The organism is Janthinobacterium sp. PAMC25594 (genome assembly GCF_019443505.1).
GTDB lineage: Bacteria > Pseudomonadota > Gammaproteobacteria > Burkholderiales > Burkholderiaceae_D > Janthinobacterium.
Genome location: NZ_CP080377.1, coordinates 2,545,017 through 2,554,294, shown reverse-complemented (window position 1 = coordinate 2,554,294; position 9,278 = coordinate 2,545,017). Strand labels below are relative to the sequence as shown.

Below are 9,278 nucleotides of genomic sequence, written 5' to 3'. Positions count from 1 at the left end.
TAAGCTTGCCGGCGGCACGCCCCGTGCCAGCCCGGCGAGCCGTTCGCCATGAAAGTCCCCCATGCAAAAGTTGGCAAGCGCAGTACTGTTCGGATGTTCCCTGCTGGCGGCAGGCATGGCGCCAGCGCAGACTGCTCCAGTGGCGCCGCCCCATGTGGGCCGCCACGCCTCCACGCCCGAAGATATCGGCGCCATCGAAAAAGTCGTTGCCGACTTCCAGGCGGCCCTGATCGCCAAGGATGTCAAGCTGCTGTCGTCGCTGATGCTGCACACAAACATCCTGTTCGCCTCGCCGGCCGACGACGCTTTCATCAAGAAAATGCGCGACACGACGGACGTCCACTTCGATGGCGTCGCGGTGGCCGGCTATATCGGTTTCGCCAACTTCATCAAGCGCGAACCGCAGCGTACGGAAGAAAAATTCTACAACGTCAAGATCACCCAGGACCGCCATGTGGCGTGGGTCAACTTCGACTACGAATTCCTCGTCGGCGACAAATTATCCAACTATGGCGTGGAAGCGTGGCAAATGGTCAAGCGCGACGGCGAATGGAAAATCCTCAGCGTCGTCTGGTCCATGCATGCCGCCGCCGAGGCAGGAAAATAGGCGCCAGCCATGCCGCGTCAGTCGCGCGGCAGTGCGCGGATTTTCAGCGTGCCACCCGCGTTCAATACAGGGTTGCCCAGTAATAATTTTTTCGCATCGTCTATACTTTCAGCTTGCACACGTAGATAGCCCGACAAGTGTGCCTGCACCGGCCTGGCCGGTGCAAGCAGATGCTTGTGTGTCGTCATGCATGCAGATGATGTAGTCATTCATCCTTTTCTCCTGTGCCGCGTGATAAAAAGAGAGCTGAATTGAGTATCCTGAGCAATCGCGAGCGCATGGTTTTACCCTTTACCGCGTCAGTCCGTAGAGACAAGCTGTCCGGCCATGTCATTTTTGGAGCGCACATCGTGCCGATAAAGTATGTTGATTTTTATGAAGTGAATTACACGGCAGAGCGCTTGCGGGGCTGCAAACTATGGGGCGCGTACGTCGCCATCTATGCCCCCTCGGCCAACCCCATGCACCGGGTGAATCTGCTGCGCAAGCACCGGGTGTCGGCCGACCACCAGTTTACAACGGAAGCGGACGCCATGGCGGAAGCGGGCGAGGTGGCCGTCAAGCTGGTCGAGCGGCGCCGGCGCCGCTATGTCTTCCATCCCTGATGCCATTGCGCCGCATCCTGCAGCGCGCGCCAGGGCAGGATTTGCACGCGGCCCGAATGCACGGCTTCCAGTTCCACGTGCGTAACGGGCTCATCGGGCGTGGCCGCGGCGCATAGTTTGATGACGAGAAAGTGTTTTTCCTTGTTGACGGGCGTGACGGCTGTCCATTTGCTGTTCAGTAATTTGTTCGGACGCAAGTTATTGCGATTGCTAAGGTGCATGGCGGGCTCCGGATTGGCGTGATGGCGATGTTGCCATTATCATGCAAGTTCCTGCCACGCACGAGGACCGCCATGAAACGCCAGCTGCACCTGCTCGTCATCGACCCGCAAAACGACTTTTGCGACTTGCCCGCCACCTGGCTGCCGCCGGATGCCGCACCGGCCCTGGCCGTGCCCGGCGCCCACGCCGACATGCTGCGTGTGGCGCAGCTGATCCGTGAAGGGGGCGGCGGGCTGACGCAGATCAGCGTGACCCTCGACGCCCACCACCGCTACGACATCGCCCATCCCGCCTTCTGGCGCACGGGCGATGGCGGCCCCGTTGCGCCGTTTACGCAGATCAGCGCGCAGCAGGTGCGCGACCGCCTGTTCCTGCCCGCCGCCAGCGGCGCCCTGCCGCGCGCGCTGGCCTACCTCGATGCCTTGCAGCAAGCGGGACGTTACCAACTGATGGTGTGGCCCGTGCACTGCGAAATCGGCAGCTGGGGCCAGAATATCCACGCGGCCGTGCGCGCCGCCTACAACGCCTGGGAAGTGGCTAACTTGCAAGTGGTGGCCAAGCTGAGCAAGGGTTCGAATCCGTGGACCGAGCATTACTCGGCCGTCATGGCGGAAGTGCCCGATGCGCAGGATGCGGCCACCCAGCTGAACCGCGCTTTCCTCGATACCCTGCTGCCGGCGCAGCAGATTTATGTCACGGGCGAGGCGGGCAGCCACTGCGTGAAAGCCAGCACCGAACATATCGCCGATTATCTGCAAGCCCAGCAAGGCAAGCCGGCCCTGGCGCGCCTGGTGCTGCTGACGGACTGCATGAGCCCCGTCACGGGCTTCGAAGCGCAGCAGCGCGACTTCCTGGCCGCCATGCACGAGCGCGGCGCGCGGCTGGCCACGTCCGCCGAGGTCTTGCCTGAATTGCTGGCCAATGCGCTGGCCTGAGCCATTGTTGAGCGTGCCCTGCTGAAATGCTTGCGGTGGCGTACTATTCTGGCTTCAGGAAGTTGGAGAAAACACACATGACCCCGATAGTGCGCAGTTTGCTGGAAACCGATCTGTATAAATTTACAATGTGGCAAGCATTGCTGCACGGTCATCCGAATACCCATACCGAATACGAATTTGTCTGCCGCAATGCCACCGCCTTCCTCCTGGCCGAACTGAAGGTCGAGCTGGAAGAGCAGCTCGACCACCTGTGCTCGATGTCGTTTGCCGATGACGAGCTGGCCTATTTGCGCACCCTGCGCTTCATGAAGAGCGATTTCGTCGACTTTTTGACGGTGTTCCGCTTCCAGCGCAAGTTCATCGACGTCAGCACCGATGGCGACACCCTGCTGGTGCACGCGGCCGGTCCGCAGGTGCACGTGATGGGCTTCGAGATTTTCGTGCTGTACATCATCAATGAACTGTATTTCCGCCGTTTCGACCTCGATGCTGCCATGCGCGAAGGGCGTCACCGCCTGGGCTTGAAAGTGGCGGCCGTCAAGGAATTCGGCAAGCTGCCGCGGCGTAAACACCCGTTTGAATTTTCCGACTTCGGCGTGCGCCGGCGCTTTTCCGGCGCCTGGCACGACGAAGTGGTGCAACGGCTGGCGCATGAGGTGCCCGAATATTTCAAGGGCACGTCGAATGTGTACCTGGCGAAAAAGCTCGGTATCGTGCCGATCGGCACCATGGCGCATGAATACATGCAGTCGTTCCAGTCGTTCGGCGTGCGCCTGCGCGACTTTCAAAAGGCGGCCCTGGAAGACTGGGTGCAGGAATACCGTGGCGACCTGGGGATAGCCCTGACGGACGTGGTCGGCATGGACGCCTTCCTCGCCGACTTCGACCTGTATTTCGCCAAGCTGTTCGACGGCTTGCGCCACGATTCGGGCGACCCCGTCGAATGGGGAGAGAAGGCGCTGGCCCATTACGCGGCCCTGCGCATCGACGCCAATACCAAGCGCCTCGTGTTTTCCGACGGCCTGGACCTGGACAAGGCGTTCGCCCTGTACCAGCACTTTGCCGACCGCATCATGACGGGCTTTGGCATCGGCACCAATCTCACCAACGACGTGGGTTTGACGCCGCTCAACATCGTCATGAAACTGGTGCGCTGCAATGGCCAGTCGGTGGCGAAATTGTCGGATTCGCCGGGTAAAACCCTGTGCAAGGATGAAACCTTCCTCGCGTATTTGCGGCAGGTCTTCCATCATCCTGCCGTCTAAGCTGCGCCCAGGCGTCTAGTCGTGGCGTAGGTCTGATTAGCGGGGCCGCCGAGGCGCGGCAAGGCCGCGCGTAATCGGACAACTTCGCGGACAAACTCGCCGACAAGCTCGGCGGGCAGACGGTGTGCTGTGTGAAACCCCGACTTAAAACCCCGTCAGCACCGTGTTCATGTGCTCGACCTGGGGTGGGGCGGCAAAGAATTCACCGACCAGGCCACGCCAGGCCTGGAAGTCCTCGCTGCCGCGGAAATGCACGGTGTGGTCTTCCAGGGTGCTCCAGCCGACCACCAGGCGGTAGGCATCGCCGTTTTCGATCGAGCGCTCCAGGCGCATCGATTCGCAGCCGCGCGCGCGCTGGAACAGGGGCACGGCTTTCGCTACGGCCGCTTCGAAGGCGTCATGCGTGGCCGATTTGATCTGGATGTGGGCAATTTCATAAATCATGGCAAGTTCCACTGTGGAATGAAGGAAGCTTGATCTTGCCATAATTTCGCCGCGCGGGGGAGGGTGTCAGCCCGCCAGCGCTTGTGTCCCCACATGCCGGCTTGCCACATGGCTGGCTGTGCGCTGTTCGATATCGCAGCCGTTGCAGGCCTGGACGATGGCGTGCGCCCGCTCCCTTTCCTGTGCATTGCCGATGGCGACGACGAGGCGGAACATGCCGCGCCACGCCGCCTTGCCCTGTACGGGCACGGCTTCGTCGTCGACCGTGTCGAGCTGCACGGCGTGCGCGGGGAACCCGTCGTCGAGCAGGGCGCTGCGGGCCTGCTGCGCATCGCTGAAATGGTCGAAGATACGGATCAGGGCCGACGCGACAAGAGGGTTGGCAAGGGGGCTGGTGGAGGTGCTCATGGCCAGGCTTTCAAAGAGGGTCTTCTTGATTTGACCTGCGAGCCTTGAAATAATTCTGGCTCAGCCTCTAAATGCCTGCATTCAGTGGCAAAAGTTTGATAAATATCCAGTATGGCTGCCAAGTCGCGCTAAGATACGGCTTGCGGGATCAATCTTTCATAGGAGAACTAAATGGCAGCGAAGAAAATTCTGTTTTTGACCGGCGATTTTGCAGAAGATTATGAAACGATGGTGCCATTCCAGGCCCTGCTGATGCTCGGCCATACCGTGCACGCCGTTTGTCCCGGCAAGAAAAGCGGCGAGACGATCAAGACGGCCATCCACGATTTCGAGGGCGACCAGACCTACACGGAAAAACCGGGCCATTTGTTTACCCTGAACGCCAGCTTCGACGAGATCGATCCGGCCGACTATGACGCGGTGATGATCGCCGGCGGCCGCGCGCCCGAATACCTGCGCCTGAACGAGAAAGTCATCGCCGCCGTGCGCCATTTTGCCGACGCGGGCAAGCCTGTCGCCGCCGTCTGCCACGGCGCGCAATTGCTGGCCGCCGCCGATGTCATCCGCGGCAAGCGCATTTCCGCCTATCCCGCCTGCGCGCCGGAAGTCAAGCTGGCGGGTGGCACGTATGCGGACATCGCCGTCACGGACGCCGTCACCGATGGCCAGTTCGTCACGGCGCCCGCCTGGCCCGCGCATCCGGCGTGGCTGGCGCAGTTCGTCAAGCTGCTCGGTACCGAGATTCATTTGTAACCTTCACCAGCCCGGCAGGCCGCAGCGCTTGCCGGGCGCCCCACTTTTCAGATTCGAGTTCTTCATGCATGCGCCGCGCAGTCAACCTTCCCGCAAACAACTTCCAGCGTCACGCTGGCGCCAGCGCCGCCTGGCGCAAGCCACATCGGGCCTGAGCGCCGCGCAGGAACGCCAGCTGGCCACTCTGCATGAGATTTCCACCCTGCTGGCGGGCCAGCACGCCATCGATGCGCTGTGCCGTGGCTTCCTGCACCACGTGATGCAGTTCGCGCAAGCCGAAGGCGGCACCGTGCGCATCCTCGATCCGCAGCACGATACCGTGCACATCATCGTGCATGAGGGCATTTCGGACGCCATGGTGGAAGAGGAACATTGCATCCGCAATAACGATTGCCTGTGCGGCGCTGCCGTGGCGCAGGGCGTGATCCAGATCCGCGATTTCCGCCAGGTCGAAGCGCTGCAGCGCTTTCGCTGCCAGGACGAAGGTTTTGTTGCCATCGCCGTCTTTCCCATCCTCGCGCGCGACCAGGTGGTGGGTAGTTTTTCGCTGCACTTCGCGGGTCCGCAAGCGGTGCATGCGCAGCAGCAGGGCTGGCTGGAAACGCTGGGCCAGAGCCTGGGCATCGCCATCGAGAACCAGCGCCTGATCGCGCGCGAAAAGGAGTTTGCCGTCGCGCGCGAACGCAGCCTGCTGGCCGAAGGCTTGCATGACAGCATTGCGCAAAGCCTCAATTTCATCAGCCTGCAAGTACAGATGCTCGACGATTCCGTGCGCCGGGGCCAGCTCGACGAAGCGGCCGAGGTGCTGCCGCTGATGCGCATGGGCGTCGAGCAAAGCTACCAGGACGTGCGCGAATTGCTGGTCAATTTCCGCACGCGCTGGCATGGCAGCGACCTGGAAAGCAAACTGTCGGAAGTGCTGGCCAAGTTCGAGCTGCAGACCGGCGTCGCCGGCACGCTGGACATGAGCGGCAATGGCGCGCCGCTGGCGCCCGAGCAGCAGTTGCAGATCCTGTTCATCGTGCAGGAAGCGCTGTCGAATATCCGCAAGCACGCGCAGGCGAGCAACGTGGCCCTGCGCGTGGAAAACGGGCGCGATTTTTCGCTGCAGGTGCGCGACGATGGCGAAGGCTTCGCCGCCAACCTGCGCGACAAGAAAACGGAATTGCAGATCGGCTTGCGTATCATGCAGGAAAGAGCCGAGCGGCTCGGTGCGCAATTTGCCATCGACAGCAGGCCCGGCGGCGGCACGACGATCTCGCTGGCCTTGCCGGCAGCCCGGCGCCAGGCCGCGTAACAGAAGATTCATTCTTACCAGGTAAAAGATACAAATACGTGAACGCTCCAATCAAAATCCTGCTGGTCGACGACCACACCTTGCTGCGCAGCGGCGTCAAGCTGCTGCTGCAGCGCAATCCTCTATTCCAGGTGGTGGGCGAGGCTTCCAACGGGCTCGATGGCGTGCGCCTGACGGCCGAACTGCGGCCCGACGTGGTGCTGATGGATTTGAACATGCCCGGCGTAACGGGTGTCGAGGCGCTGCAGCTGATCTTGCAGGACATGCCGCAGATGGTGGTGCTGATGCTGACCGTGTCCGAAAACGCGGCCGACCTGGGCGCGGCCCTGCGCGCGGGCGCGCGCGGCTATTTGCTGAAAAATATCGAAGCCGAGCAGCTGGGCCAGGCCATCTGCCGCGCCGCCGCCGGCGAATCCGTGATTGCCGATGCCATGACGGCCAAGCTCGTGTCGCAATTTCGCGCGGGGCAGAACGCGCCCCAGGCCGACTACGACAAATTGACGCCGCGCGAACGCGAAGCCATGGCTTGCCTGGCGCAAGGGCTGAGCAACAAGGAAATCGCGCGCCAGCTGGACGTGGCCGAAAGCACGGTGAAAATCCACGTGCAAAACATCCTCAAAAAGCTTAAGCTCAGCAGCCGCGTGCAGATCGCCGTCTACGCCGTCGAGCGTGAGTTAAGCAAATAAAGATCAAACAAAGCGCAAATAATGCGCAAGGAATGCGCGATTGTTTGATCTGCATGGCGTTCCGGCCTAGACAACCCTAGTTCCTTTGACGTATGGCCTTGACGGTGCCTGCGCATTACACTCTTAGTCATTCGCTAATCTAATAAGAGAGTGTCATGCATAAGGTCAACGTCGATGGCTTGCTATCGAGCCAGGCTCTGTTCCGCCATATTTCCCCTTCGCAATTAGAGCAATTGCGCCAGGATGTCGTGCGCGTCGAAGTGGAAAAAGGCAAAGTGCTGTTCCGCAAAGGCGAAGTGCCGGAAGGCGCCTATGTGGTGGTCTTCGGCCTCGTCAAGCTGAGCGTGTTTTCCATGGAAGGTACCGACAAGGTACTGGAATTGATCCGTCCGGGCCAGAGCTTCGGCGAAGCCATGATTTTCCTCGATGAACCGTATCCGTTCTGCGCCGAAGCGCTGGAGCACTGCCTGCTGCTGCGCATCCCGCCGCACGCGCTGCTGCGCCTGCTGGACCAGTCGCCGCGCATCGCGCGCCAGATGATGAACAGCCTGTCGCACCACCTGATGGGTTTTATCCGCAACGTGGAACGCTGCTCCGTGCAAAACGCCACCCAGCGCGTGGTCGAGTACCTGCTGCAGGCGTCGGACCAGCAGCGTTCGAACGAGGTCAAGCTGGACCTGAAGAAAAGTCTGCTGGCATCGTTCCTGAACCTGGCGCCCGCCACCCTGTCGCGCGTGCTGCACCAGTTGACGGACTTGCATTTGATTAAAGTCAGCGGTTCGCTGATCCAGATCCAGCCCGATGCGCTGAAGACGTATCGCCATGGTTCCGCTACGGCGATGCTGAACTAAGTTTTTTCAGCAGGCAAGGTCAGCCGCCAGAACAGCAGGGCGAGCAAGCTGACCGCCGCGCCCAGCGCGCATACTCCATGCCAGCCCGCCAGCGCATACACGCTGGTGGCGGCAATCGCCCCGAGTCCGCTTCCCACCGCATAAAACAGCATGTAGCACGCCACCAGGCGGCTGTGCGCGTCGCTGTCGTCCTTGAAAATCAGGCTCTGGTTCGTCACGTGGATGGCCTGGCCCGCCAGGTCCAGCGCGATGATGCCGACGATCAGCGGCCACAGGGCCGCGCCGGCAAAGCCGAGCGGCAGCCACGCGGCCAGCAGCAGCAACAGGGCCGCGCCCGTCGTCCACTGCGCGCGTCCGCCGTCGGCCAGCGCCCCGGCACGCGCCGCGCCCAGCGCGCCGATCACGCCCACTAACCCGAAAGCGCCGATGGCCGCATGGCTGTAGCCTTGCGCCGTCAGGGGCAGCACCAGGGCGCTCCAGAAAATATTGAAGACGGCAAACATCAGCAGGGCCAGCATGCCGCGCACACGCAGCACCTTGTTGTGCAGCAGCATCTCCAGCATCGAAGCCAGCAGGGCGCCGTAGGCCAGCTTCTGATTGGATGCCTGCGCCGGCGGCAGCTTGCGCCACAGCAGCAGCAACAGGGCGCAGGCGATGGCGGCCGAGACGAAATACACGGCGCGCCAGTCGGCCAGGTCCGCCACCACGCCGGACAGGGTGCGCGCCAGCAGCAAGCCGATCACCACGCCGCCCTGCGCCATGCCGACGACCCTGCCCCGCTCGTGGCTGGCCGCCGCGCTGGCCGCGTAGGCGATCAAGCCCTGCGTCATGGCCGTCCCCAGCAAGCCCACCAGCAGCATGCCGCCCAGCAAGGCGGCCGTGGAACGGGCGCAGCCCAGCGCCGCCAGGGAGATGGCAAGCAAGCCCAGCTGGAACAGGGTCAGCCGGCGCCGGTTCAGCATGTCGCCCAGGGGCACGAGCAGCAGCAGGGCCAGCGCGCAGCCGAGCTGCGTGGCCGTGATGACCATGCCGCTGGCGGCGTCCGTCATGCCGAATTCCCGCGCCAGAGTGGCGAGCAAGGGCTGGGCGTAATACACATTGGCCACGCTGAGGCCGGCCGCCGTGGCAAACAGCCAGACGAGGGTGGGGGGAAGTACTGCTGTGATGGGGATGGTCGTGTCGCGCATGGTGATGTATGTGGT

At 62.2% G+C, this 9,278-nt stretch carries 13 protein-coding genes; 8 read left to right on the top strand and 5 right to left on the bottom strand.

The window, feature by feature from the left end; translation table 11 throughout:
• Positions 1-61: 61 nt before the first annotated feature.
• A complete protein-coding gene (locus KY494_RS11540) occupies positions 62-607 on the top strand; it encodes a nuclear transport factor 2 family protein (protein ID WP_219891020.1) in 546 nt (181 codons plus the stop codon).
• A gap of 17 nt (positions 608-624) precedes the next feature.
• Here KY494_RS11540 and KY494_RS11535 read toward each other — a convergent pair whose 3' ends face one another.
• Positions 625-816 (bottom strand): hypothetical protein, encoded by a 192-nt coding sequence (locus tag KY494_RS11535; RefSeq protein WP_219891019.1) that lies wholly within the window; start codon positions 814-816, stop codon positions 625-627.
• 141 nt (positions 817-957) lie between these two features.
• On the opposite strand from KY494_RS11535, the gene KY494_RS11530 reads away from it, so the two are divergent.
• Positions 958-1,212: a hypothetical protein gene (locus KY494_RS11530; protein WP_219133233.1), complete on the top strand. Its 255-nt coding sequence runs from the start codon at positions 958-960 to the stop codon at positions 1,210-1,212.
• Here the strand turns inward: KY494_RS11530 and KY494_RS11525 are convergent.
• Positions 1,194-1,433 carry a TIGR02450 family Trp-rich protein gene (locus tag KY494_RS11525; RefSeq protein WP_219891018.1) on the bottom strand — a complete coding sequence of 80 codons (240 nt, stop codon included), beginning with the start codon at positions 1,431-1,433 and terminating at the stop codon, positions 1,194-1,196. The two genes, KY494_RS11530 and KY494_RS11525, sit on opposite strands and share 19 nt — an antisense overlap.
• A gap of 72 nt (positions 1,434-1,505) precedes the next feature.
• On the opposite strand from KY494_RS11525, the gene KY494_RS11520 reads away from it, so the two are divergent.
• Together KY494_RS11520 and pncB are read left to right on the top strand one after the other, a co-directional pair.
• Positions 1,506-2,369 (top strand): cysteine hydrolase, encoded by an 864-nt coding sequence (locus KY494_RS11520; RefSeq protein ID WP_219891017.1) that lies wholly within the window; start codon positions 1,506-1,508, stop codon positions 2,367-2,369.
• 77 nt (positions 2,370-2,446) lie between these two features.
• Positions 2,447-3,637, top strand: coding sequence for a nicotinate phosphoribosyltransferase (pncB, locus tag KY494_RS11515; protein WP_219891016.1), 1,191 nt, complete (start codon positions 2,447-2,449; stop codon positions 3,635-3,637).
• A 144-nt stretch (positions 3,638-3,781) separates the two neighbouring features.
• Here the strand turns inward: pncB and KY494_RS11510 are convergent, their stop codons facing one another.
• Both KY494_RS11510 and KY494_RS11505 read right to left on the bottom strand, forming a co-directional pair.
• The gene (locus KY494_RS11510) at positions 3,782-4,081 is read right to left on the bottom strand and encodes an antibiotic biosynthesis monooxygenase (RefSeq protein ID WP_219133236.1); all 300 of its coding nucleotides are present in this window, start codon (positions 4,079-4,081) and stop codon (positions 3,782-3,784) included.
• Positions 4,082-4,147: 66 nt separating this feature from the next.
• A complete protein-coding gene (locus KY494_RS11505) occupies positions 4,148-4,489 on the bottom strand; it encodes a hypothetical protein (protein WP_219133237.1) in 342 nt (113 codons plus the stop codon).
• 171 nt (positions 4,490-4,660) lie between these two features.
• Between KY494_RS11505 and KY494_RS11500 the strand changes: the two genes are divergently transcribed.
• From KY494_RS11500 to KY494_RS11485, 4 genes are all read left to right on the top strand, one after another.
• Positions 4,661-5,242, top strand: a complete 582-nt coding sequence (locus KY494_RS11500; RefSeq protein WP_219133238.1) for a DJ-1/PfpI family protein — start codon at positions 4,661-4,663, stop codon at positions 5,240-5,242.
• A 64-nt stretch (positions 5,243-5,306) separates the two neighbouring features.
• A complete protein-coding gene (locus KY494_RS11495) occupies positions 5,307-6,539 on the top strand; it encodes an ATP-binding protein (protein WP_219891015.1) in 1,233 nt (410 codons plus the stop codon).
• Between the two features lie 38 nt (positions 6,540-6,577).
• Positions 6,578-7,225: a response regulator gene (locus tag KY494_RS11490; RefSeq protein WP_219133240.1), complete on the top strand. Its 648-nt coding sequence runs from the start codon at positions 6,578-6,580 to the stop codon at positions 7,223-7,225.
• Positions 7,226-7,380: 155 nt separating this feature from the next.
• A complete protein-coding gene (locus KY494_RS11485; RefSeq protein ID WP_071079024.1) occupies positions 7,381-8,076 on the top strand; it encodes a Crp/Fnr family transcriptional regulator in 696 nt (231 codons plus the stop codon).
• Here KY494_RS11485 and KY494_RS11480 read toward each other — a convergent pair.
• Positions 8,073-9,263: an MFS transporter gene (locus KY494_RS11480; RefSeq protein WP_219891014.1), complete on the bottom strand. Its 1,191-nt coding sequence runs from the start codon at positions 9,261-9,263 to the stop codon at positions 8,073-8,075. The genes KY494_RS11485 and KY494_RS11480 overlap by 4 nt on opposite strands.
• Positions 9,264-9,278: the final 15 nt, after the last annotated feature.

What these genes read in the sequence shown, in the direction of transcription:
- KY494_RS11505 (WP_219133237.1), bottom strand. Translation starts at nt 4,489, where the DNA reads ATGAGCACCTCCACCAGCCCCCTTGCCAACCCTCTTGTCGCGTCGGCC.
- pncB (WP_219891016.1), top strand. Translation starts at nt 2,447, where the DNA reads ATGACCCCGATAGTGCGCAGTTTGCTGGAAACCGATCTGTATAAATTT.
- KY494_RS11495 (WP_219891015.1), top strand. Translation starts at nt 5,307, where the DNA reads ATGCATGCGCCGCGCAGTCAACCTTCCCGCAAACAACTTCCAGCGTCA.
- KY494_RS11535 (WP_219891019.1), bottom strand. Translation starts at nt 816, where the DNA reads ATGACTACATCATCTGCATGCATGACGACACACAAGCATCTGCTTGCA.
- KY494_RS11525 (WP_219891018.1), bottom strand. Translation starts at nt 1,433, where the DNA reads ATGCACCTTAGCAATCGCAATAACTTGCGTCCGAACAAATTACTGAAC.
- KY494_RS11510 (WP_219133236.1), bottom strand. Translation starts at nt 4,081, where the DNA reads ATGATTTATGAAATTGCCCACATCCAGATCAAATCGGCCACGCATGAC.
- KY494_RS11540 (WP_219891020.1), top strand. Translation starts at nt 62, where the DNA reads ATGCAAAAGTTGGCAAGCGCAGTACTGTTCGGATGTTCCCTGCTGGCG.
- KY494_RS11520 (WP_219891017.1), top strand. Translation starts at nt 1,506, where the DNA reads ATGAAACGCCAGCTGCACCTGCTCGTCATCGACCCGCAAAACGACTTT.
- KY494_RS11500 (WP_219133238.1), top strand. Translation starts at nt 4,661, where the DNA reads ATGGCAGCGAAGAAAATTCTGTTTTTGACCGGCGATTTTGCAGAAGAT.
- KY494_RS11485 (WP_071079024.1), top strand. Translation starts at nt 7,381, where the DNA reads ATGCATAAGGTCAACGTCGATGGCTTGCTATCGAGCCAGGCTCTGTTC.
- KY494_RS11480 (WP_219891014.1), bottom strand. Translation starts at nt 9,263, where the DNA reads ATGCGCGACACGACCATCCCCATCACAGCAGTACTTCCCCCCACCCTC.